The sequence below is a fragment of the Xanthomonas campestris pv. campestris str. ATCC 33913 genome, assembly GCF_000007145.1.
Taxonomy (GTDB): Bacteria; Pseudomonadota; Gammaproteobacteria; order Xanthomonadales; family Xanthomonadaceae; genus Xanthomonas; species Xanthomonas campestris.
Genome location: NC_003902.1, coordinates 1837780 through 1861607, shown reverse-complemented (window position 1 = coordinate 1861607; position 23828 = coordinate 1837780). Strand labels below are relative to the sequence as shown.

Sequence of the window (23828 nt, the reverse complement as noted above, 5' to 3'; positions counted from 1 at the left end):
CTCAGGCAAGGCCGACCAGACTGTGGGTGTCATCCCAAAGATGCGCCCGGAGGTTGGCCATGTCCTTCACCTCACAGTCTTCATCCCACCACGCCACACCGCTGCCGCGCGACGCAGGCCGCCGCGTGCGTGATCACGAAAGCGACGGTGCCTCGCCCTGGTTGTGGGCGACCGTGCTTGCCGTGCTGGTGGTCGTTCCCAGTTGGTGGTGGGCGCGGCATAGCGACGAATCGCTGGCAACTGATGCTCCAGCGCCGATGGCGCGCCAGGTCCTGCCCGCGTCCGATGCGCCACGTGAGGCAATGATGATTCCGCATCTGCCGGTGCGCCCGCCGATCAGCAGCCAGGAGCCGCAACCGCTGCCCGGCAACGCGATGCCTAATTACCCCTCGCAGGCTCTGCAGGATGGCAGCGCCGGCAGCCGCATCGCGCGGCTGCAGTTGGATGTACAGGGCCGCGTCAGCGCGGTGACCATCGTGGAGCGCCAAGGCAGCCCGGATCCGCGCCTGGACGAAGCCGTGGTGGAAACGCTGCGTCAGTGGCGCTTCGAGCCTGCGCTGCGTGACGGCCATGCGGTCGTCAGCAGCGTGCAGGTGCCGGTGGAATTCACGGACGCGCGCTGAGCCCGAACCCGGCGCCCTGCGCCAGGCTGTCGAAGCCTGGGAACGAGGTGGCCACGTTCGCCACGTCGTTGACCTGCACCGTCCCGGTGGACAGCTGGCCTGCGATGGCAAACGCCATTGCAATGCGGTGATCGCCGTGGCTCTCGATGACGCCGCTGCCCAGCGTGCCGCCGTGGATGGTGGCGCCGTCCGGGGTTTCGTCCACCACAATGCCGAGCGCGCGCAGGCCGGTGGCCATCGCGGCAAGGCGGTCGGATTCCTTGACGCGCAATTCCGCCGCACCACTGACGACCGTGTCGCCGCGCGCCGCAGCTGCTGCGACAAACAGCGCCGGGAACTCATCGATCATGTCCGGCACCAGCGCTTCGGGAATCTGCGCGCCCCGCAGCGGGGCATAGCGTACGCGCAGGTCTGCCACCGGCTCACCGCCGTGTTCGGCGTGATTGTCTTCCACGATATCGGCGCCCATCAGCCGCAGGGCGGCCAACAGGCCAGTGCGCCGCGGATTCAGTCCTACCGCACGCAAGGTCACGCCCGAGCCGGGAATGATGCTGGCGGCTACGATGAAAAACGCTGCCGATGAAAAATCTGCCGGCACCGCGATATCGGTCGCGCGCAAACGCTGTCCGCCACGCAGACGCGCCTGGCCAGGAGAAAACGCGATCTCCACGCCGAATGCGGAGAGCATGCGTTCGGTGTAGTCGCGCGTGGGATGCGGCTCACTCACCGAGGTCTCACCCGTTGCGTATAACCCGGCCAGCAGCACGGCTGATTTGACCTGTGCGCTGGCCACCGGCGAAGCAAACGTAATGCCTTGCAGCGCCTGGCCACCGTGGACCCGCAGCGGCGGTGTGCCATCCGATTCGGTTTCGATACGTGCACCCATCTGCGCCAGCGGGCCGGTGACGCGGCGCATGGGCCGCTTGGACAACGACGCATCGCCCACCAGCACGCTATCGAACCGCTGCGCCGCGAGCACGCCGGCCAGCAAGCGCATGCCGGTGCCGGCGTTGCCACAATCCAGCGGCCCCTGCGGCGGCTGCAGGCCGTCCACACCGACGCCATGCACGATGCGCTGCGACGCCGACGGCGTTTCAATGCGTACGCCCAGCTGGGCAAAGATCGCCGCGGTGGAGCGCGTGTCTTCGCCCTCCAGAAAGCCGTCGATCTTCGAGATGCCATCCGCCAGTGCGGCGAACATCACCGCACGGTGCGAAACCGACTTGTCGCCGGGAATGGTCAGGCTGCCCTGCAGCGCGGTGCCGCGCTGTGCGATCCAGTGTTGCGTGCTGTTGCTCATGCGAATGATCCGATTGCGACGACATCGCTGCGGTCAGCAATGCGCGTGGGAAGGAAGGCGGTGTAGAGACAGGCGCCGCGTCAGGGCCGACGCGGCGCCGCAGCCGATGCGCTGCTCAGGGAATGGCGACCGGATACGAGCCCAGCACCTTGATCTGTGCCGAATGCGCTTCCAGTTCGGCCAGTGCCTGTTTCATCGACTCGTCCTCCACATGGCCGGCCAGGTCGATAAAGAAGCCGTATTCCCACTTGGCCTGGTGCGACGGCCGCGACTCGATGCGGTTCATGCTGATGCCATGCCGCGCGAACGGGCTGAGTACATCGAACAACGCGCCCGGCTTGTCGTGGATGAACACCAGCACCGAGGTCCGGTCATGCCCGGACGATGGAAAGATCTGCCGGCCGATCACCAGAAAGCGCGTGGTGTTGTCGTCGTCGTCCTCGATCGATTTCATGATGACTTTTTTCAAGCCATACACGTGCGCGGCGCTTTCGCCACCGATGGCCGCCGCGTCCTCGGCATTACGCGCACGGCGCGCGCCTTCGGCATTGCTGGAGACCGCAATCTTTTCCACCTTGGGCAAGTGCGAACGCAGCCAGCCGGCGGTCTGCGCAAACGACTGCGAATGCGCGTAGATGCGTTCGATGTCTTCCAGGCGCCCGTTGCGCGAAAGCAGGTACTGATGCACACGCAACTCGACTTCGCCGCAGATCTTGAGGTTGGAGGTGAGGAACATGTCCAGCGTGACCTGGATCGTGCCCTGGCCGGAATTTTCTACCGGCACCACGCCGAAATCGGCATTGCCGGCTTCCACTTCCTGAAACACTTCTTCGATGGTCGCCATCGGCAGACCCACCGCCGACCGGCCGAAATGCTTGAGCACCGCCTGCTGGCTGAAGGTGCCTTCCGGGCCGAGATACCCGATCTTCAGCGGCTCCTGCTGCGCAAGGCACGCAGACATGATTTCGCGGAACACATGCACCAGCACTTCATCGCTGAGTGGTCCTTCGTTGCGGTCCACCACCATGCGCAGCACCTGCGCTTCGCGCTCGGGGCGGTAGTAATCCACCGCCGCTGCCAGCTTGCCCTTGGCCTTGCCGACCTGATGCGCGAAGTTGGCGCGCTCGGCGATCAACGCCTGGATGCCACGGTCGATCTCGTCGATCTTGGCACGCACATCGGCCAGCACTGGGGCAGCGGTTGCCAGTGGCTTGGCGCTGTCCTTGCCAGCCAACTTGGTGGCTTTCTTGCTGCTGGCCTTGGTAGCCGACTTGGCGGTGCCGCCAGCGGCGTTGGTGTTCTTGGGCTTGGGAGCCATCGGGGGGCTTTCCTTCAATAAAACGGCGCACTGCGCCAGCGCGGCAATGCCGCGGTTGTGGGGGACTCAGCCGTGGCGCTGCTGGAAATCGTGCATGAAGGCCACCAGTGCCTGCGCACCGGCCACCGGCATGGCGTTGTACAGCGAAGCGCGGATCCCGCCCACGGCCTTGTGCCCCTTCAGCGCGAGCAAGCCGGCCGCCTTGGATTCGCTGACGAACAACGCATCGAGCTGCTCATCGCCCAGGAAAAACGGGATATTCATGCGCGAACGCACCGTCGGCATCACCTGGTTGCGATAGAAGCCACCGGAGCCATCGATTGCGCCGTACACCAACGCGGCCTTTTCGGCATTGCGCTGCGCGAATGCGGCCACCCCACCCTGCTCGAGCATCCATTTGACGGTGAGCCCGAGCAGATACCAGTTCCAGGTAGGCGGCGTGTTGAGCATAGAATCGCGCGCCACGTGCGAGGCGTAATTGAAGATGTCTGCACGCGGTTGGCCGGCACGCTCGAGCAATTCGCGGCGCACGATCACCACCGAAATACCCACCGGGCCCAGATTCTTCTGCGCGCCGGCATAGATCAGGCCATAGCGCCTGATGTCCAGCGGCTCGGAGGCGATCGACGAACTGAAGTCGGCAAACAGCGGCAAGGTGCCCACGTCCGGCGTGTCGCGGAACTCGACCCCGTGAATGGTTTCGTTGGCAGTGATGTGCACGTACGCGGCGTGCGGCGACAGCGTCCAGCTCGCGACCGGCGGAATGTCGACATAACCGCCGGGCTGGCCATCGGCGGCCACGCGCACATCCACATACGGCGTGGCCTGCTTGATCGCGGTCTTGCCCCAATGGCCACTGACCACGTAATCGACTGCTTGGCCAGGCGCGGCGAAATTCAGCGGCAACAGCGCCTGGATGGTGGTCGCGCCACCGGAGGTGAACAGCACCGCGTAGTCGTCGGGAATCGACAACAGCGTGCGCAAGTCTGCCTCGGCGGCGGCAGCCACCGCCATGAAGTCGGCGCTGCGGTGGCTGATCTCCACGATCGAGGCACCCACGCCGTTCCACTCGACCATCTCTTCCTGCGCTTGCCGCAGGACCGATTCCGGCAATGTCGCAGGGCCGGCACTGAAATTGAACGCGCGTGTCATGGCACACCTTGTCGAGCTAGCCTCTTAGTATGCCGCAGCGCATCCGCGTTGGCAGCGCCGACAAACGGTTGCACCTGCATCCTTTTGACCCTGCGCCGCGTAGTCTGGAGACCTGGAGCAGAACTTTCGTCCTGGTCCGTTAGTCTCACCTTGCAGCCACTGCCTGGAGCCTGCCATGTCACTTCGCGATGCCTTGAAGACGCCGTCCAGCGAGATCACCGATGAGGCCGTTTATCGCGACCGGCGGCGCTTGCTGCAGTTGTTTGCGCTGACGCCTGCGTTGAGCGTGGCCGGGTGCGCCGAGGCCGATCCGCCGCCTCCGCCGAAGACCGTGGTGACGCCTGCGCAAGCGCGCAGCGGCTTCCGCACCGCCGAGGAACTCACCCGGCTGGAAGATGTCACCAGCTACAACAATTTCTACGAGTTCGGCACCGATAAGACCGACCCGTCCAAGGCGGCCAAGACACTCAAGCTGTCGCCGTGGTCGGTGAAGGTCAGTGGCGAGTGCGAAAAACCCGGCAGCCTGTCGCTGGACGAGTTGCTCAAGGGCATCAGTGCCGAAGAACGCATCTACCGGCTGCGCTGCGTTGAAGGCTGGTCGATGGTGATCCCGTGGACGGGCGTGCCGCTCGGCGAAGTGCTCAAGCGCTTTGCCCCCACCTCCAGGGCCAAGTACGTGGCCTTTACCACGCTGGCCGACCCGCAACAGATGCCCGGCGTACGCTACCGCTCGATCAACTGGCCGTACCGCGAAGGCCTGCGCATTGACGAGGCCATGCATCCGCTGACGCTGCTCGCCACCGGGCTCTACGGCAAGCCGCTGCCGCAGCAGAACGGTGCGCCGCTACGGCTGGTGGTGCCGTGGAAGTACGGCTTCAAGAGCATCAAGTCGATCGTGGAGATCCGCTTTGTCGAGAAGATGCCCGAAACCGCCTGGCACGACCTGCAGCCGTCCGAGTACGGATTCTTTTCCAACGTCAATCCAGCCGTGGATCATCCGCGCTGGAGCCAGAAGACCGAGCGCCGCATTGCCGGCACCGCCAGCAAGCTGTTTGCCGAACGAATTGCGACCAAGCCCTTCAACGGCTACGCCGACCAGGTCGCCTCGCTGTACGCGGGGATGGATCTGAAGAAGTGGTTCTAGGGACGCAACGCCCAACGTGACATCCACCCGTTGTCTGTAGGCGCGCACCCGGGCGCGATGGCTTTCCCGGAACTGCCTCTCGCGCCCGAGTGCGCTCCTACGACAACCAACGCATCGCGGCTGCGATGCGTCGCTTCATCTTCGAGATCGCATGGCCAAGAAATCCGTTTCCGTGATCGCTGCCAAGACCGCCGTGCATGCCGCCGTGCTCGCGCCCATTGCACTGCTGGGCTGGCAGTTCTGGCAGGTGTGGCAGCAAGGCAGCGATGCACTGGGCGCCGACCCGGTGGCCGAGATCGAGCATCGCACCGGGCTGTGGGCGCTGCGGCTGCTGCTGATCACCCTGGCCATTACGCCGCTGCGGCAGCTGACCGGCCAGGCGGTGCTGATCCGCTTCCGCCGCATGCTCGGCCTGTATGCGTTTTTCTATGCCAGCGTGCACCTCACCGCTTACCTTTGGCTGGACCTGCGCGGGTTCTGGACACAGATTTTTGAAGAGATCGTCAAACGCCCGTACATCACGGTCGGCTTCACCGCCTGGCTGCTGTTGGTGCCATTGGCGATCACTTCGACCCAGGGCTGGATGCGGCGGCTCAAGCGCAACTGGGGCCGGCTGCACATGCTGATCTATCCGATCGGGTTGCTGGCCGTGCTGCACTTCTGGTGGCTGGTCAAATCCGATATCCGCGAGCCAGCGCTGTATGCCGGCATCCTGGCGCTGCTGCTGGGGTGGCGCGTGTGGAAACGGCTCAGCGCGCGCCGAACCACAGCAAGGCACTCAGCGCCGCCGCCAGCAACACCGCGCTGAGCAGCAGCCACGGCCAGCGGGCCACCTTTACCGGCGCTCGGGTCGGGGCTTCGCTCACGCGCGGCAACGGTTGCGGGTCGCTCTCGGGCACATGCCAGGTGGCGTCGTGCTGGATCTTGGGCACTTCCACCACGAAACGGTGGCGCGCGTCGAATACAACCTGATCACCGGCTTGCAGCCAGCCGTCGCGCACCTGCACGCCGTTGATCCAGCTGCCCTCTTCCGAGCCGAGATCGCGGATCAGCACCCGGTCGCCATGCCGTTCCAGGCGGGCATGCTGGGCGGCGAAGGCCGGGTCGTCGATGACGATGTCCGCCGCCGGGTCGCTGCCGACCAGCCGCGAACGGTCCAGCGTGAAACTGCGCCCATGGTGGCGACCGCCCAACCCGCGCAACAGCAGGCAGACTTCGCTCAGGCCGGCATCGTCGTCCTGGATGTCGTTGGCCGGCGCGCTGGACGGCGCACTGCGCAACAGCATCTCCACGCCATCGGCATACAACGCGTCGCCGGCACGCAACAGCGCCATACGCCGCACCGGCCGGCCGTTGACGTGGATGCCGCGAATGCCGTTGGCCACCTGCAGCCAGAGACCGCGCTGATCCAGGCAGAACTGCGCCAACAGCAACGCCCCCTGGGCATCGTCGACGATCCGCACGCTGCCGGAGGCATGGCGTACGATCCGGTGGACCCCGGGCTGGAGAGGATGATCCGGCTGCTGCCGGTGGGTGAAATGAACTTGCAGATCGCGCACCCGCCGCAGCCTAGCAGGTTTGCCCGCAGCCCCATAGCGCATGCCGCTGCACTTGGAGCGCGCCCCGCACATGCGCACAATGCGCGCTCCATCGCATGACTTCAGGAACCCATGTCCAGTATCGATATCCGCCACGACCATTCCAGAACGCCGGCGCAGGCCCGTGCGGCGATCGAGGATGCGGCACGCAAGCTGACCGATCGTTACGGCATCGCTTCGCACTGGGAAGGCGACACCTTGCGCATCGCGCGGGCGGGCGTGGATGGGGCGATCAATCTGCTGCCGCAGCAGGTGCAAGTCACCGCTGAGCTGGGCTTTTTGTTGTCGGCCATGCAGCCGATGGTCGAGTCCGAGATCCGCCGCCTGCTGGCTGAAAAGCTGGCCTGATCCAGCCCCAGGCTTCAGCCGCAAGTCACCTGCGCCACAGCCTGCGGGCGGATGCTTGATGGACGCTTCACCTGGCCGATGCAGGACCGGCACTAGGGTGAGGCAACGTCAGTCCGCAACCGACAGGAGCATCGCATGACGACCGGATACGATCAGAACGGCAACCGCGGCAACGCGGCCCATGGGTTCCAGGCGCAGGCCGAACAGGTGTCGCGCCGGCTCGGCGAATCGGCGCAGACCGTCTGGCTGGCCGGGCTCGGCGCCTTGGGCCGTGTGCAGAGCGAAGGCAGCAAACTATTCGACTCGCTGGTACGCGAAGGCGCCGCGTACGAACGCAGCGGCCAGCGCAAGGCAGCGGCCAGCGCAGACGAATTGCGCGAGGAAGTGGAAACCCAGTTCGAGCAGGCGCGCGATACCGCGGTGCGTGGCTGGGACCGGCTGGGCAAGGCGTTCGATGAACGCGTCAAGGGCGTGCTGCGCACCCTCAACATCCCCGAGCAGGACGAGCTGGAAAACCTGCGTCGCGAGGTGGAGTCGCTCAAGGCACAGGTGCGCGCGAACACGGCTGCGACCAAGCGGGCCAACCGCACCGCCAACCAGGCCGCACAGGCGGCCAGCAGCGACACTGCGCCTGGCACCGCAACGCCGGGCAGTGGTCCCGCAGCTACGCACAATGCGGCCTTTGACGGCGAATAAACCCTGCATAACTGGATTGTTGCAAAGCAGCATGGTTTTTTAGACAATCGGGAAGACCCGCCAGTCCTGCAACACGAAGTCCGTTTGCTCCCCTCCCCTCACGGCTTCGGACTGGCGGGTCTTTCGCTGCCTGGGTCACGGCTCGTGCATTCACCGACCGTGATCCATTGACGAATCTGCCGCGAAGGATTCTTCTAAGCGCACTGCTTCGTTAGACGCGCCATTGCTTCGCTAGATACTCATGTCCCATTGGATGTTGGCGCTTGTGGCTGCACTCCTGCCCTGGTTGGCGGTGAGTGGCTATCTCTGGTTGGTGCGCCGACGCGCCAACGAACTGACCGAAGGCGTACGCGCGCTGGCCGCGATGCATTGGCGCGACTTTTCCGCCGTGGTGCTGCGGGTGCTGCAGGACCAGCGCGGCTGGCAACCCACCCAGCTGCCGCAGGACGGCCTGCCCACCGCCGATTTCATGATGCAGACCGAGCACGGCACCCGTCTGGTGGCCTGCAAACATGGCCGTGGGTATCGCATCGGCGTGGCTGCGGTGAACGAGCTGGGTGCGATGGCCCGCCTGGCTGGTGCCAATGGCGGGGTGATGGTCACCGAAGGCCGCATGGAACGTGAAGGCATGGCCGCGGCCGACAAGCAGTCCATCGAGGTGCTGGATGGCGCGCGGCTGTGGCCGCTGCTCAAGCCCTACCTGCCCGGCGATATCGAAACCGGCGTGGTCGGTGCGGCCAGGCGCCGGGCGATCCGCCACACCGTGATTGCCGGCGCAGCGGCGGCAACGCTGGGCGTGGTGATGGCAGTGGCTTTGCAGCCGGCTGAGGTGCCGCCCGCCCAACCACTACCGCGCACGTCAGCACCGCTGAGTCCCGCACCAGGTGCAGCATCGGCTGCTCCACCGGCTGTTGCGCCGGCTCCGGCATCGGCCGCACAGGCAGCGACGTCGACTCCAGCGGCAACGCCGGTCGCCGCCGGCGACGAGCCAGACCTCGCCACGTTGCAGGGCTACCAGCGCGAAGTCTCCAAGGCATTGGCGCAGACGCCGGGACTGGTGCGCGGAATCTGGCTGACGCAGTTGACGCTGGCGGTGGACCGCACCGTGGACGATGCGACCGCCTGGCCGCTGATTTGCCGCGAACTGGAGCGTTACCCCTACCTGCGCACGGTGCGGGTGCAGCTCAATCCGCGCGCCGGTGTCGCCGAGCCGGTGCGCTGGCGGCAATGCACGACGATTTGAGTCGCGCGGACTGATGCGTGCGGGCGGTGCGTTCTGCGCGACACCCGCCAGCCGCGACCACCTCGCCCACCGCTCGCCTTGCCCGTCACTTCATCCAACCCGTCGATTTACCCAGTACGCACCCTGCCGCCACCGGCCGCATGCGCGCGCAAGCTCGACGTGCGCAGGCAGTGCAATCGCTTCAGCGCATGCCAGGCGCGAAGCGTGCAATCAGATCGTAAGACCCGCCCAGGAACAGCTGCCGCACATAGGTGACCGGCTGGTCGCCGCGCCAGGTGTGCCGGTCGATGACCAGGCAGGCCGCGCCATCGGCAACCTGCAGGCACCTGGCCTGGGCAGGATCGGCACTGATCGCGCTGATGCGGTGCTCGGCACGAGTCCAGGGCACGTTGCGCAATAGCCAGCTGCCGGGCGCGATGGTGTCGAATGGCTGCGCCAGCGCCTCGGGCACGGTGGTGATGTCGATGACGCGTTGCTCCAGGGCGAACGGACTGCCATCGGCCAAATGCACGCTTTCCAGTGCCAGCAATTTGCCGCGGCTGCCCAGCGCACGCTCCTGCGGCACGCGCTGCCGCACCGCGCGCACGCGCCGCGACAGCAACTGAAACTGATAGACATGGCCGCGCGTGGTCATCTCCACTTCGATATCCGGGATCGACAGCGCCACCTGCTCCAGATGCGGATGCGGCCGCGCGACGAACGAACCAGTGCGGCGGCGGCGCTCGATCATGCCGGCGTCGGCCAGCAGGCCGAGCACCTTGTTGACGGTCATGCGCGAGCAACCGTACTGCGCCATCAATTCATGCTCGGGCGGCACGCGGTGCCCGGGCGGCCAGTCGCCACTGTGGATGCGTTGCTCCAGGTCCTGCCGGATCCGCTGATGCAAGGTTCCGGGTGTGGCGGGGGTGGCGGTGGTCACGACAGGGTCTCCGGTGAGACCTGCATTGTGCCCGCTTCGCACATCGCGCCGATCACCCGTGCAACAGCGTTTGCATGACGGCGGCAAAGCGTGCGGCGACACGCTCGCGCGCCACGTGGCGGCCATCGCGCACCACCCACTGCCCGGCACGCCAGACATGCCGCACTGCGCCGGCGCGTGCGGCGAACAGCCAGCTGTCGAGCAACGCATCGTCCGTGCGTGCCAGCAGCGCCGGATGAGTGTGGTCCAGCTCCAGCAAGTCGGCCGATGCACCGACGCAGATCCCGGGCTGCCCGCTCCCCAGCGCCTGCGCCGCGCCGGCCAGTGCGCTGCTGTACAACCAGCGGCCACTGGAGGTGTCGGCGGGCGCCAGCACATTGCGCGCGCGCAGCTGCAGGCGCTGGCCGTATTCGAGCAGGCGCAGTTCTTCGGCCGCATCGATCAAGACATTCGAATCCGAGCCCACACCGAAGCGCCCGCCGCGGCTGGCGAATGCCTGCATCGGGAACAGGCCGTCGCCGAGATTGGCCTCGGTGATCGGGCACAGGCCGACCACCGCGCCACTCTTGACGATTGCGTCGAGCTCCCCCGCCTCCACATGCGTGGCGTGCACCAGGCACCAGCGCGCATCCACTGGCGCATTGGCGTACAGCCACTGCACCGGGCGCTGCCCCGACCAGGCCAGGCAGGCCTCCACCTCGCGCTGTTGTTCGGCGATATGGATGTGGATGGGGCCATCCACCAGCGGCACCAGCGCGGCGAGCTGCGTGGGCGTTACCGCGCGCAGGCTGTGCGGCGCCAGCCCGAGCACCGCGTCCGGCAGTGCGGCCAGGCTGCGCGCGCAGTCCGACAACAGCCGGGCAAAGCCGTCGATATCGTGGATCAGCCGCCGCTGCGCAGGGTTCGGTGGCACCCCACCGAAATCCGAGTGCGCGTAGAACACCGGCAACAGGGTCAGGCCGATGCCGGTGCCCGCGGCCGCCGCAACAATGCGCTCGGCCATTTCGGCGGGCTGCGCGTACGGCGCGCCGCTGACGCTGTGGTGCAGATAATGGAATTCGCCCACGCGGGTGAAGCCGGCTTCCAGCATTTCCACATACGCCTGCTCGGCGATGGCCTGCAGGCTGTCCGGGTCCAGCCGGTCGACGAAGCGATACATCAGCTCGCGCCAGCTCCAGAAACTGTCGCCGCTGCGCCCGCCCACTTCGGTCAGCCCGGCCATGCCGCGCTGGAAGGCATGGCTATGCAAGTTGCCTAGCCCGGGCAGCAGTACCTCGGCACGGGTATCGGTGGCGGCGGGCATGGCCTCCGTCTGCACAGCGGCGATGCGCCCGTACGCCACGGTGATCCGCACGTCGCTGGCCCAGCCATCGGGCAACAACGCCCGGGCCGCCCACACCGCTTGCACTGCTTGGTCTGCCACTGGACACCCTCGGTTGCCGACTCTATTGTATATACATATCAGACCACACAGGCCTGCGCCATGCATTGCGACGTCCTTTGGCACAACGCGCGGTTGATGACGCTGGACGCTGGCGACGGCGGCCTGGGCAGCGTGGACGATGGCGTGGTCGCCTGCCAGGACGGCACCATCGTGTACGCCGGGCCGGCGGCCGATGCGCCGCCGCTGCAGGCCAGCCACGTCCACGATTGCCAGCGGCGCTGGATCAGCCCCGGCCTGATCGATTGCCACACCCACCTGGTGTACGCGGGCAACCGCGCCAATGAATTCGAACAACGCCTGCGCGGCGCCAGCTATGCGCAGATCGCCGCGGCCGGCGGTGGCATTGTGGCGACCGTGCGCGCGACGCGTGCCGCCGATGATGCCGCTTTGCTCGCCGCCAGCCTGCCGCGCCTGGACGCGCTGCTTGCCGAAGGCGTGACCACGCTGGAGATCAAATCCGGCTACGGCCTCACGCTGGAAGACGAAATCAAGCAGCTGCGCGTCGCGCGCCAGCTCGCCACGCTGCGACAGGTGGAGGTGGTGCCTACCTTCCTGGGCGCGCATGCGGTGCCGCCCGGCGCGCAGGGGCAGACCTATATCGATGCAGTGTGCCAGGAGATGATCCCGGCGGTGGCGGCGCAGGGCCTGGCCGAAGCGGTGGATGTGTTTTGCGAGCACCTGGCGTTTTCGCCGGCGCAGGCCGAACAGGTGTTCGTTGCTGCGCGGGCGCACGGGCTGCAGATCAAGATCCACGCCGAGCAATTGAGCAACCAACACGGCGCCGCGTTGGCCGCGCGCTACGGTGCCTTGTCGGCGGACCACATCGAATACCTGGACCAGGCCGGCATTGATGCGATGGCCAATGCCGGCACCGTCGCAGTGCTGTTGCCGGGCGCGTTCTACTTCACCCGCGACACCCAATTGCCACCGATTCCCGCATTGCGCGCGGCCGGTGTACCGCTGGCCCTGGCCACTGACTGCAACCCCGGCACCTCGCCGCTGACCAGCCCGCTGCTGGCGATGAACATGGCCGCCACCTTGTTCCGCATGACGGTAGACGGATGCATCACCGGCTTCACCCGCGAAGCGGCACGTGCGCTCGGACGGGGCAACCGGCTGGGCCGGCTGCGCGCCGGCATGCAGTGCGATCTGGCGATCTGGGACATCGACGCGCCGGCCGATCTGGTCTACCGCATGGGCTTCAACCCTCTCCACACCCGCGTTTGGCGCGGGCATCCTTGCTGACCCGGAGTCGTCATGAGTGCGTCTGTTGTGTTGCAGCCCGGCCAGGTCACCCTGGCGCAGTGGCGTGCGCTGTATCGCGGTGCCGAAGTCACCCTGGACCCTGCCTGCGCGCAGGCGGTGTTGCGTAGCGCGCAGACGGTGGAGGCGATCGTGGCGCGGGGCGAGCCGGTGTACGGGGTCAACACCGGCTTCGGCAAGCTGGCCAGCGTGCGGATCGAACGCGACGATCTGCAGACCCTGCAACGCAATATCGTGCTCTCGCACGCGGCCGGTGTCGGCGACCCCACGCCGGTGCCGGTGGTGCGGCTGATGATGGCGCTCAAGCTCACCAGCCTGGCGCAGGGCGCCTCGGGAATTCAGCCCGATACCCTGGCGCTGCTGGAGGCGATGCTGCGTCAGGGCATCACGCCAGTGGTGCCGTGCCAGGGCTCGGTGGGTGCGTCGGGCGACCTGGCGCCCCTGTCACACCTGGCCGCGGTGATGATCGGCGTGGGCGAGGCCTTCGTCGGCGATCAGCGCCTGCCGGCGGCGGATGCGCTGGCCCGGGCGCAGCTGCAGCCACGCGTGCTCGGTGCCAAAGAGGGCCTGGCGCTGCTCAACGGCACCCAGTTCTCCACCGCCTGCGCGCTGGCCGGCTTGTTCGAGATCGAAACCGTGCTGCAGGCCGCGCTGGTCACCGGCGCGCTGTCGGTGGAAGCGGCCAAGGGCTCGGACACGCCCTTCGATGCGCGCATCCATGCCTTGCGCGGGCAACCCGGGCAGATCGCAACCGCGGCCGCCTTGCGTGCGCTGATGGCGGAATCGGCCATCCGCGAATCGCATCGGCTGGGCGATGTGCGTGTGCAGGATCCGTACTGCCTGCGCTGCCAGCCACAGGTGATGGGCGCGGCACTGGATGTGATGCGCCAGGCCGCGCGCACATTGGAAATTGAAGCCAATGGCGTGTCCGACAACCCGCTGGTCTTCAGCGATACCGGCGAGGCATTGTCCGGTGGCAACTTCCACGCCGAGCCGGTGGCATTCGCGGCCGACATGCTGGCGCTGGCGGTGTGCGAAATCGGCTCGATCAGCGAGCGCCGCACCGCGATGCTGGTCGACCCTGCGCTCTCGGGCCTGCCGGCGTTTCTCACCCCGCGCCCCGGCTTGAATTCGGGCTTCATGATTCCACAGGTGACCGCCGCCGCGCTGGTCTCGGAAAACAAGCAATGCGCCTACCCAGCCAGCGTCGATTCGATTCCGACCTCCGCCAACCAGGAAGATCACGTGTCGATGGCAGCGCATGGCGCACGCCGCCTGCTGGCGATGGCCGACAACGCCGCGCACGTCATCGGCATCGAACTGCTGGCCGCCGTGCAGGGCTGCGATTTCCACGCGCCGCTGCGCTCCAGCGCCGCGCTGGAAGCCGCGCGTGCACTGCTGCGTGCGCAGGTGCCCACGCTGCAGGACGACCGTTACTTCCATCCGGACATGCTGGCCGCCAGCGCGCTGGTGCGCTCGGGCGCCCTCGCCACTGCGGTGGGCATCGTACTGCCTGGCGTGGAGCTGAGCGCATGAGCCGGCCCACCGCGTCGCATCGCAGAGCGCGCGCATGAGCGCCCTGCCCGACTGGCTGCACGTGCAGCGCGGCAACGCACCGCTGCTGATCAGCTTCCCGCACACCGGCACCGACCTGCCGCAGAGCGTGGCCAACCACTTCGTCTCGCCATGGCTGGCCTGCCGCGATACCGATTGGTGGGTGGATCAGCTCTACGACTTTGCGCAGAGCCTGGGCGCCACCACCGTGCGCACGACGGTTTCGCGTTCGGTCATCGACGTCAATCGCGACCCGAGTGGTGCCTCGCTGTATCCCGGCCAGCACACCACCGGCCTGTGCCCGTTGACCACCTTCGACAATCAGCCGCTGTACCGCGACGGGCAGGCGCCGGATCCGGCACAGATCGCGTTGCGCCGCACGCAATGGTTCGATCCGTATCACGCTGCGCTGGCCGATGAAATTGCACGTCTGCGCGCACTGCATCCGCGCATCGTGGTCTATGACGCGCATTCGATCCGCTCACACATCCCGCACCTGTTCGCAGGCGAATTGCCGCAGTTCAACATCGGCAGCAACGACGATGCCAGCTGCGATCCGGCGCTGGCCGATGCGGTGGAACAGCTGTGCCGAAGCAGCGGCTCCAGCACCGTGCGCAACGGCCGTTTCAAGGGTGGCTGGATCACCCGCCACTACGCGCAGCCGGATCAGGGCGTGCACGCGCTGCAGATGGAATTGGCCTGCCGCGGCTACATGCAGGAACCGGAACAGATCACCCCGGACACCTGGCCAACGCCGTGGCAACCGGTACACGCAGCCGCACTGCGCGCCGTATTGCGGCATGTGTTGCGCGCCTGCCTGGATTTCGCCGCGGGCGCCACGCCCGCCGCTCACCGTTGATTGAAGGACCTTGGCATGACCCGTCACGACTCCACCCGCGTCATCCGCGCCGCCACCGGCACCACGCTTACCGCCAAGAGCTGGCTCACCGAAGCGCCGCTGCGCATGCTGATGAACAATCTGGACCCGGACGTGGCCGAGCGTCCGCAGGAACTGGTGGTCTACGGCGGCATCGGCCGTGCCGCGCGCGACTGGGAATCCTTCGATGCAATCGTCGCCGCGCTGACCCGCCTGGACGATGACCAGACCCTGTTGGTGCAGTCGGGCAAGCCGGTCGGTGTGTTCCGCACGCATGCCGATGCGCCGCGCGTGTTGATCGCCAATTCCAACCTGGTGCCGCGCTGGGCCACCTGGGACCACTTCAACGAACTGGATAAAAAGGGCCTGGCCATGTACGGCCAGATGACCGCCGGCAGTTGGATCTACATCGGCGCGCAAGGCATCGTGCAAGGCACCTACGAAACCTTCGTGGAGATGGGCCGCCAGCATTACGGCGGCAGCCTGGCCGGCAAGTGGCTGTTTACCGGCGGGCTCGGCGGCATGGGTGGCGCGCAGCCGCTGGCCGCGGTGATGGCCGGCGCCTCCTGCCTGGCGGTGGAATGCCGCCGCTCTAGCATCGACATGCGCCTGCGCACCGGCTACCTGGACACCTGGACCGACTCGCTGGACGAGGCGTTACGGCTGATCGAGGAATCGTGCACCGCGAAGAGGCCACTGTCGGTCGGCCTGCTCGGCAATGTCGCCGACGTGCTGGACGAACTGCTGCTGCGCGGCATCAAGCCGGACCTGCTGACCGACCAGACCTCCGCGCACGACCCTGTCAACGGCTACCTGCCGCAGGGCTGGAGCGTCGAAGAATGGGACGCAAAGCGCGTGAGCGCGCCGAAGGACGTGGAAGCCGCCGCGCGCGAGGCGATGGCCAACCACATACGCGCCATGCTCACCTTCCACGCACTCGGCGTGCCCACCGTGGACTACGGCAACAACCTGCGGCAGATGGCGCTGGAAGAAGGCATCGACAACGCCTTCGACTTCCCCGGCTTCGTGCCCGCCTATATCCGGCCCTTGTTTTGTCGCGGCATCGGCCCGTTCCGCTGGGTGGCGTTGTCCGGCGACCCGGAAGACATCGCCAAGACCGATGCCAAGGTCAAGGAACTCATCCCCGACGATGCGCACCTGCACCGCTGGCTGGACATGGCCGCTGAAAAGATTGCCTTCCAGGGCCTGCCCGCGCGGATTTGCTGGGTTGGTCTGGGCGACCGCCATCGGCTCGGCCTGGCCTTCAACGCGATGGTGCGCAGCGGCGAGCTGAAGGCACCGGTGGTGATCGGCCGCGATCATCTGGATTCCGGCAGCGTGGCCTCGCCCAATCGCGAAACCGAGGCGATGGCCGATGGCTCCGATGCCGTCTCCGATTGGCCCCTGCTCAACGCCCTGCTCAACACCGCCAGCGGCGCCACCTGGGTCTCGCTGCATCACGGCGGCGGCGTCGGCATGGGCTTTTCGCAGCACGCCGGCATGGTCATCGTCTGCGACGGTAGCGAAGCAGCAGACAAGCGGATCGAACGCGTGCTCTGGAACGACCCGGCCACCGGCGTGATGCGCCATGCCGATGCGGGATACGCCATCGCCGTGGAGTGCGCGAAGGACCAAGGCCTGGATTTGCCGGGCATCTTGAGCTGAGCCTTGGCCGCGCTGACAGCGCCACGCGCTGTCAGTAGGCCGAAGCCACACGTAAGTCTCTAATTGGCGGTTGCCGCAAAGGCCGCGGCACCGCGCATCGAGCATCTTCAAGCGAAAGCGCTCAAGTCTGCCGATTCCTGGCCGACAAGATATGCATCGTTCCGAGGAGCCTCCATGGGCATCCTGATCTACCTGGTGCCTGCCTTCGCACTCTGGGCGCTCATCGCCACGGGGTTGGCGTTCGTGCGTGGGCGCCAGCTCACTGCCGAGTACGGGCAGCACGCCAGCACCCAGGACAGTCTTGCGCGCTATCAGGCGGCGCTGTCGCAGCTGAAAGCACGTGCGGCGGCGACCACGCTGGAGCTGGAGTCCCTGCAACGCAGCTACACGGTGTTGAAGCAATCGCTCGATCAGCAGGAACAGAATGCCTCGGCGCAGCAGTCTTCAGACACGCCCGACCAGGTGATTCCGATGGTGATGGTGCAGCGCCTGGATATCGCTGCGGAAATCGGCACGCTGTTTGCGCATGTCGCGCGCGTGGCACGCAGCCTGCGCCGTTACAGCGCTTACAGCCGCGGCCACAACGCGCCCGAACCCAGCACTGCACGCTACGACCTGCATTGGCTGGCCGATTGTCTGCACAGCTTCGACCAGATCGGCCATGCGCTGCTGCGTGGCAATGTGGCTGCGCTGATCACGGCGTGCCAGGATCTGCTGTCGATGTACGAGCACTACCTCAAGGATGGTTCCGGCTATAACAGCCGCGATACCTTCCAGCGCCTGAGCAGCGACATACCGCTGTCAGAGGCCACCGACGCCATTCGCTCGATTATCGTCAAGGCCACGCTGGCGCAGGACGTGCAGGATGCCGTGAAGGAAGAGCAAGACAGTCTTGCAAGTGCTGTGAACTGAGTGCCTGGGTTGAGTGCCTGAGGCGCGTGCGGCGCGGAATGTGGGACGTTTGCTTTCTTACAAAGCAGTCGCGCCGGCCATTCGTATCGTGCCTTGAATTGAGCGCTCGGGCTGACTATTCGAGCTGCGAGTCTGGACGGGTTGCGAGGAATGCGTGCTAAAGAAACGCGCCGCAAGCGGCGCGTTTCTGATTCACAGATCCATTGAACCGCGTTGCCGCTTACCGCTGCGGCAACGCGTAGGCCACCAGGGCATCGCCTGCCGGTGTTTCCATGAAGTGGTGACCGGCCGCCATGATCACCAGATACTCGCGGCCGCCGTACGCGTAGACCATCGGATTGGCCTGGCCACCGGCCGGCAGCTTGGCGTGCCACAGCTCCTTGCCGGTGGCCAGGTCGATCGCACGGATCAGGTCATCGGTTGCGGCGGCAATGAAGATCAGACCACCCGCAGTGACCACCGAGCCACCGTTGTTCGGCGTGCCGATTTCGATCGGCAGGCCGGAGCGAATCCCGAACGGCCCGTTGCCGCGCGCACTGCCAAAGGGACGGTCCCACAGGGTCTTGCCGCTCTTCAGATCGATGGCGCGAATGCCGCCATAGGGTGGCTGCTTGCACAGCAGCTTGGTGAACGGCAAACGCCAGCCGGCGTTGACGTTTACCGCGTAGGGCGTGCCGGCCTGCGGGTCGCCGGCGCCTTCGGCACCACCGGCATCGCCACGCACCTGATCGCGCGGAGCCCAGCCCAGTTTGTCCGCCTTGGCGCGCGGCACCAGGATGTTGTAGTTGGGCATGTCGTTGTAGTTGGCCACGATCACGCCACGGTGCGGATCCACCGCCACGCTGCCCCAGTCCGAGCCGCCGTTATAGCCGGGGTATTCGATGGAATGCCGGTCGGCTTCGGGCGGCGTGTAGATGCCCTTGTAGCTCGCCTTGCGGAACTGGATACGGCACACCAGCTGATCGATCGGGGTCATGCCCCACATGTCGCGCTCGGTCAGATCCGGCTTGCGCAGCGTGTGATACAGCGAGAACGGCTGGGTCTTGGAGCGCATCTGCGGCTCCACACCACCGCCGGGCACGGCGCGCTCTTCCACGCCAACCAGCGGCTCGCCGGTGCGACGGTCCAGCACGTACAACTCGCCCTGCTTGCTCGGCAGCAACACGGCCGGCACGTTGACGCCATCCTTGGGGAAATCGATCAGGCTGGGCTGCGAGCCGAGGTCGTAATCCCATGCGTCGATATGCGTGGTCTGGAAATTCCACACCGGCTTGCCGGTGGTCACATCCAACGCCACCAGCGAGGTGGCATAGCGGTTTTCCGGCGGCGTGCGCGAGCTGCTCCAGTAGTCCGCGGTGGAATTGCCCATCGGCAGATACACGTAACCCAGCTGCTCGTCGGCCGCTGCGGTGGTCCACATGTTGGGGGTGCCGCGCGTCCAGGTCTGGCCAGGCGGCGGTGCACCATTCCATTCGGGATGGGTCATGTCCCAGGCCCAGCGCAACTGGCCGGTGACCGCGTCAAAGCCCTGGATCACGCCCGAGGGCTCATAACGCTTTTGCCCGTCAAGGACCTGATGCCCGATGACCACCACGCCGCGCACGATGGCCGGCGGCGAGTTGATCGAGATGTAGCCCGGTGGCGTCTCGCCCATGCCGACGGTGATGTCGACCTGACCGTGAGTGCCGAAGTCCGCGCATGGTGTCCCGGTGCGCGCATCCAATGCAATCAGGCGCCCATCCAGCGTGCCTTCGATCACGCGCGTACGGCACAGCGCAGGCGCCGTCGCCGCCTGCGAAGCGGCTGCGTCATTTGCGGCCGGCGCCGCCGTCGGCACTTCGTAATACGACACCCCGCGGCAGGCCGCGGTGTATGGAATGGCCTCGTCCTTGACCTTGGGGTCGTAGCGCCAGCGCTGCTTGCCGGTGGAGGCGTCCAGCGCGATCACCTGATTGCGCGCGCTACACAGATACAGGCTGTCGCCGACCTTCAACGGTGTGGTTTCGGCGCCCCAGCGCTTGGTCGGCACATCGCCGGTATGGAACACCCACGCCTGCTGCAGCTGGCTGACATTGTCGCGATTGATTTGGGTGAGTGGCGAATAGCGCTGCCCAGCCTGGCTGCGTCCATATGCGGCCCAGTCGTCATCGACCGGCGCATTGGCGGGCTGTGCCGGCTGTGCGCCATCGGCGGGGCGATTGACCACACCTGCGGCGATGCCTGCCACCTGCGTCAATGCACCCTCGGCCTCGGTGATTCCGAACGGCACGAAGGCCAACGCAAAGGCCACCACAAACACCACTGCCAGTCCGCCAGCCACGCTGCGCGAGACGGCGCGCGACACCGGGCGCTCGAGCTTGGGCAACAGCAGCGCCAGCACAAACGCCAGGCCCACGATCAACCCGAGCCGCGGCACCCAGCGCCAGTAATCACTGCCCGATTCCCACCACGTCCACAGCAGCGTGGCGGCCACGACGGCGGCAAACCACCACGCGCCGGCATTGCGGCCGCGGAACAGCAACACGCCAGCGATCAGCATCGCCAGGCCTGCCGGTGCGTAATACCAGGATCCGCCCAGCGTGGCGAGCCACGCACCACCTGCCAGCAGCACCAGCCCCAGCAGCACAATCACGCCTCCCAGAATCGCCAGGGCCCAATGGCCGCGACGGGAGGGACGAAGCAATGTCGACATCAGTAGTTCCTCTTTGCATCTGCGGCCAACGCAACGTTGCCGCACCGCGAACTACCTTCGACCCGTTTTTGTGAAAGACCTGCGTTCTTTGCTGACATGTTCTGTCAACAATGCGTTACAGCCAAACACCGCAAAAAAAAACGCCGGCAATGCGCCGGCGTTTTTCATGACTGCACACATCGCACCGCGCGATCAGCCCTCGGCAGGCGGCGCATCGCTGGTGATTGCAACCGCCTCGTCCACCACATCCTCGGGCTCTTCCAGCGAGGCATCCAGGCGTTCGACGGCCTGCAGTTTCTCGCCCTTGGACAGCCGGATCAGCGTCACGCCCTGGGTGTTGCGGCCCACGCGCGAAATCTCCGAACCACGCGTGCGCACCAAGGTGCCACCATCGGATATCAGCAGCACTTCATCGGTGGAACCCAGCAGCACCGCACGCACCAACTTGCCGTTGCGCTCGGTGGTCTGGATACCGATCACGCCTTGCGTGCCGCGTCCCTTGCGCGGGTATTCGGCCAGCGGCGTGCGCTTGCCATACCCGTTCTCGGTGGCGGTCAGGATGTAGGCCACATCGCCGTTGTCGGCGACATCGATCACTGCCGGCTCGGCGCCGTCGGTGGTCTCCACGACCTCCTCGGCACTCTCGTCCTCGACCTCGTCTTCCACTCCGCCGGCACGCTCGGAAACGATCAGGCTGACCACCTCCTCGCCCTTGGCCAGACGGATACCGCGCACGCCAGTGGCGGTACGGCCCATCGAGCGCACGGTCGACTCGCCAAAGCGCACGGTCTTGCCGTTGGAAGCAAACAGCAGGACATCGCGGTCGCCATCGGTCAGCGCCACACCCACCAGCGCATCGCCTTCATCGAGATTGATGGCGATCTTGCCGCGCGCCAGACGGAACGCGAATTCACTCAGCGGGGTCTTCTTGACCGTGCCGTTGCGGGTGGCGAAGAACACGTAGCGGTTGTCGGCGTATTCGCGCACCGGCAACACCGCCTGCACGCGCTCGCCCGATTCCAGCGGAATCCAGTTGATGATCGGGCGACCGCGTGCATTGGAGCCGGCCTCCGGCAACTGATGCACCGGCAGCCAGAACACCTTGCCGCTGCTGGTGAAGGTCAACAGCGTGTCGTGCGTGTTGACCAGCCACAGCTGATCGATGAAATCTTCTTCCTTGGTCGACGCCGCCGAACGGCCACGGCCACCGCGGCGCTGCGCGCGATACGCGCTCACCGGCTGGCGCTTGGCATAGCCCGCGTGCGAAAGCGTCACCACTACGTCTTCCGGCGCGATCAGATCCAGGATGTCCAGGTCTTCTTCGCTGTGACGGATCTCGGTGCGGCGCGCATCGCCATACTCTTCGCGGATGTTGATCAGCTCGTCGCGAATCACCTGCAACAGCACGTCGGGGTTCTCCAGGATGCGGATCAGACCCTGGATGACTTCGAGCAACTGCTTGTATTCGTCGGTGAGCTTTTCCTGCTCCAACCCGGTCAGGCGATGCAGACGCATTTCCAGAATCTGCGAGGCCTGCACTTCGCTGAGTTGATAGAAGCCGTTGGACAGGCCCACGCCCGGCGCCAGATCTTCCGGCTTGGACGCCTCGGCACCGGCAGCGCCGAGCAGCGCGCCCACCAGGCCCGGTTCCCAGGTCTTGGCCAGCATGCGCTCGCGCGCTTCCTGCGGATTGGCCGAGGTCTTGATCAGCTCAATCATCTCGTCGATGTTGGCCAACGCAACGGTCAGACCTTCCAGCACATGCGCACGTGCGCGTGCCTTGCGCAGTTCAAAAATGGTGCGGCGGGTGACCACCTCGCGCCGGTGGCGGATGAACGCCTCCAGCATCTGCTTGAGGTTCATCAACTGCGGGCGGCCATCGACCAGCGCCACCATGTTGATGCCGAACACCGACTCCATCTGGGTCTGTTGGTACAGGTTGTTGAGCACAACCTCGGCCGACTCGCCGCGCTTGATTTCGATGTAGATGCGCATGCCGTCCTTGTCGGACTCATCGCGCAGCTCGCTGATGCCTTCGAGCTTCTTTTCCTTCACCAGCTCGGCGATCTTTTCGATCAGCCGTGCCTTGTTGACCTGGTACGGAATCTCGGTGACCACGATCGCTTCGCGGCCGTTGTCGGCCACTTCCACGTCGGCCTTGGCACGGATGCGCACCCGGCCACGGCCGGTGCGGTAGCCGGCGGCAATGCCGGCGGTGCCGTTGATGATGCCGGCAGTGGGGAAATCCGGGCCCGGGATGTACTCCATCAGCCCTTCGATATCCAGCTCCGGCGTGTCGATCAGCGCGATGCACGCGTTGATCGCTTCGGTCAGATTGTGCGGCGGGATATTGGTGGCCATACCCACCGCGATACCAGCCGACCCGTTGACGAGCAGGCTCGGGAACCGTGTCGGCATGACCGTCGGCTCGAGTTCCTTTTCATCGTAGTTGGGCTGGAAATCGACGGTTTCCTTCTCGATGTCGGCCATCAGCTCATGCGCCAGCCGCGACATGCGCGACTCGGTGTAACGCATCGCCGCGGCGGAGTCGCCGTCGACCGAACCGAAGTTACCCTGGCCGTCCACCATCAGGTAGCGCAGCGAGAACGGCTGCGCCATGCGCACCAGCGTGTCGTAGACCGACTGGTCGCCGTGCGGGTGGTACTTACCGATGACGTCGCCGACGATACGCGCCGACTTGAAGTAGGCCTTGTTGCTGTGCGCGCCCAACTCGTTCATCGCGAACAGCACACGGCGATGCACGGGTTTGAGGCCGTCGCGCGCATCGGGGAGTGCGCGCCCCACGATCACGCTCATCGCGTAATCGAGGTAGCTCTTGCGCATCTCGTCTTCCAGGTTGACCTGGATGATTTCCTTGGCGGTTTCTGCCATTCGGGTTCCGTAAGTGAGGTGGCGGGCGAGCCGGAAAGCCGCGTCGGGGGCGCCTCAGAGACAGGCTGCCGACCCCACGCTCCCGCCGATCGATTCAAGCGCCGGATTGTAGCATGAAGGGGCAACCCAATGCCGCCGGTTTACCAGCCAGAAACAAGCACTTGCAGGACTTTGCGGGGCACTTGCCG

At 66.0% G+C, this 23828-nt stretch carries 19 protein-coding genes; 11 read left to right on the top strand and 8 right to left on the bottom strand.

What is annotated here, in order from left to right:
- Nucleotides 1–59 precede the first annotated feature (59 nt).
- Nucleotides 60–623, top strand: coding sequence for an energy transducer TonB (locus tag XCC_RS08310; RefSeq protein WP_012438645.1), 564 nt, complete (start codon nt 60–62; stop codon nt 621–623).
- On the opposite strand, the gene aroA is transcribed toward XCC_RS08310, so the two are convergent.
- The 3 genes from aroA to serC all read right to left on the bottom strand — a co-directional run bounded on the left by aroA (nt 607) and on the right by serC (nt 4393).
- Nucleotides 607–1923: a 3-phosphoshikimate 1-carboxyvinyltransferase gene (gene aroA / locus XCC_RS08305; RefSeq protein WP_011036773.1), complete on the bottom strand. Its 1317-nt coding sequence runs from the start codon at nt 1921–1923 to the stop codon at nt 607–609. The two genes, XCC_RS08310 and aroA, sit on opposite strands and share 17 nt — an antisense overlap.
- Nucleotides 1924–2038: 115 nt before the next feature.
- Complete coding sequence (pheA, locus tag XCC_RS08300; protein ID WP_016944749.1) at nt 2039–3241, bottom strand: prephenate dehydratase; 1203 nt, start codon at nt 3239–3241, stop codon at nt 2039–2041.
- Between the two features lie 66 nt (nt 3242–3307).
- Entirely contained in the window at nt 3308–4393 is a 1086-nt protein-coding gene (gene serC, locus XCC_RS08295; protein ID WP_011036771.1) for a phosphoserine transaminase, read from the bottom strand.
- A gap of 175 nt (nt 4394–4568) precedes the next feature.
- Between serC and msrP the strand changes: the two genes are divergently transcribed.
- Together msrP and msrQ are read left to right on the top strand one after the other, a co-directional pair.
- Nucleotides 4569–5537: a protein-methionine-sulfoxide reductase catalytic subunit MsrP gene (msrP, locus tag XCC_RS08290; protein WP_011036770.1), complete on the top strand. Its 969-nt coding sequence runs from the start codon at nt 4569–4571 to the stop codon at nt 5535–5537.
- A 151-nt stretch (nt 5538–5688) separates the two neighbouring features.
- Nucleotides 5689–6345, top strand: coding sequence for a protein-methionine-sulfoxide reductase heme-binding subunit MsrQ (gene msrQ, locus XCC_RS08285; RefSeq protein WP_011036769.1), 657 nt, complete (start codon nt 5689–5691; stop codon nt 6343–6345).
- Here msrQ and XCC_RS08280 read toward each other — a convergent pair.
- Nucleotides 6287–7096, bottom strand: coding sequence for an FHA domain-containing protein (locus XCC_RS08280; protein ID WP_011036768.1), 810 nt, complete (start codon nt 7094–7096; stop codon nt 6287–6289). The genes msrQ and XCC_RS08280 overlap by 59 nt on opposite strands.
- A gap of 111 nt (nt 7097–7207) precedes the next feature.
- Here XCC_RS08280 and XCC_RS08275 point away from each other — a divergent pair, with 111 nt between their 5' ends.
- The 3 genes from XCC_RS08275 to XCC_RS08265 all read left to right on the top strand — a co-directional run bounded on the left by XCC_RS08275 (nt 7208) and on the right by XCC_RS08265 (nt 9422).
- Entirely contained in the window at nt 7208–7483 is a 276-nt protein-coding gene (locus XCC_RS08275) for a polyhydroxyalkanoic acid system family protein (protein WP_011036767.1), read from the top strand.
- Nucleotides 7484–7618: 135 nt separating this feature from the next.
- Complete coding sequence (locus XCC_RS08270) at nt 7619–8179, top strand: phasin family protein (protein ID WP_011036766.1); 561 nt, start codon at nt 7619–7621, stop codon at nt 8177–8179.
- Between the two features lie 241 nt (nt 8180–8420).
- Entirely contained in the window at nt 8421–9422 is a 1002-nt protein-coding gene (locus XCC_RS08265) for a restriction endonuclease (protein WP_011036765.1), read from the top strand.
- Between the two features lie 181 nt (nt 9423–9603).
- On the opposite strand, the gene hutC is transcribed toward XCC_RS08265, so the two are convergent.
- Both hutC and XCC_RS08255 read right to left on the bottom strand, forming a co-directional pair.
- A complete protein-coding gene (hutC, locus tag XCC_RS08260; protein ID WP_057672755.1) occupies nt 9604–10341 on the bottom strand; it encodes a histidine utilization repressor in 738 nt (245 codons plus the stop codon).
- Nucleotides 10342–10393: 52 nt separating this feature from the next.
- Nucleotides 10394–11764 carry a formimidoylglutamate deiminase gene (locus tag XCC_RS08255; protein WP_050911577.1) on the bottom strand — a complete coding sequence of 457 codons (1371 nt, stop codon included), beginning with the start codon at nt 11762–11764 and terminating at the stop codon, nt 10394–10396.
- A gap of 60 nt (nt 11765–11824) precedes the next feature.
- Here XCC_RS08255 and hutI point away from each other — a divergent pair, with 60 nt between their 5' ends.
- The 5 genes from hutI to XCC_RS08230 all read left to right on the top strand — a co-directional run bounded on the left by hutI (nt 11825) and on the right by XCC_RS08230 (nt 18056).
- Complete coding sequence (gene hutI, locus XCC_RS08250) at nt 11825–13030, top strand: imidazolonepropionase (RefSeq protein ID WP_011036762.1); 1206 nt, start codon at nt 11825–11827, stop codon at nt 13028–13030.
- Between the two features lie 12 nt (nt 13031–13042).
- Complete coding sequence (gene hutH / locus XCC_RS08245) at nt 13043–14584, top strand: histidine ammonia-lyase (protein WP_011036761.1); 1542 nt, start codon at nt 13043–13045, stop codon at nt 14582–14584.
- Nucleotides 14585–14618: 34 nt separating this feature from the next.
- Nucleotides 14619–15461, top strand: a complete 843-nt coding sequence (hutG, locus tag XCC_RS08240; protein ID WP_011036760.1) for an N-formylglutamate deformylase — start codon at nt 14619–14621, stop codon at nt 15459–15461.
- Nucleotides 15462–15476: 15 nt separating this feature from the next.
- Nucleotides 15477–17144, top strand: coding sequence for a urocanate hydratase (gene hutU / locus XCC_RS08235; RefSeq protein ID WP_011036759.1), 1668 nt, complete (start codon nt 15477–15479; stop codon nt 17142–17144).
- A 174-nt stretch (nt 17145–17318) separates the two neighbouring features.
- Nucleotides 17319–18056 (top strand): hypothetical protein, encoded by a 738-nt coding sequence (locus tag XCC_RS08230; protein WP_012438658.1) that lies wholly within the window; start codon nt 17319–17321, stop codon nt 18054–18056.
- 220 nt (nt 18057–18276) lie between these two features.
- Here XCC_RS08230 and XCC_RS08225 read toward each other — a convergent pair whose 3' ends face one another.
- Together XCC_RS08225 and gyrA are read right to left on the bottom strand one after the other, a co-directional pair.
- Nucleotides 18277–20748, bottom strand: coding sequence for a membrane-bound PQQ-dependent dehydrogenase, glucose/quinate/shikimate family (locus tag XCC_RS08225; protein ID WP_011036757.1), 2472 nt, complete (start codon nt 20746–20748; stop codon nt 18277–18279).
- A 192-nt stretch (nt 20749–20940) separates the two neighbouring features.
- Nucleotides 20941–23640, bottom strand: a complete 2700-nt coding sequence (gene gyrA / locus XCC_RS08220; RefSeq protein WP_011036756.1) for a DNA gyrase subunit A — start codon at nt 23638–23640, stop codon at nt 20941–20943.
- Nucleotides 23641–23828: the final 188 nt, after the last annotated feature.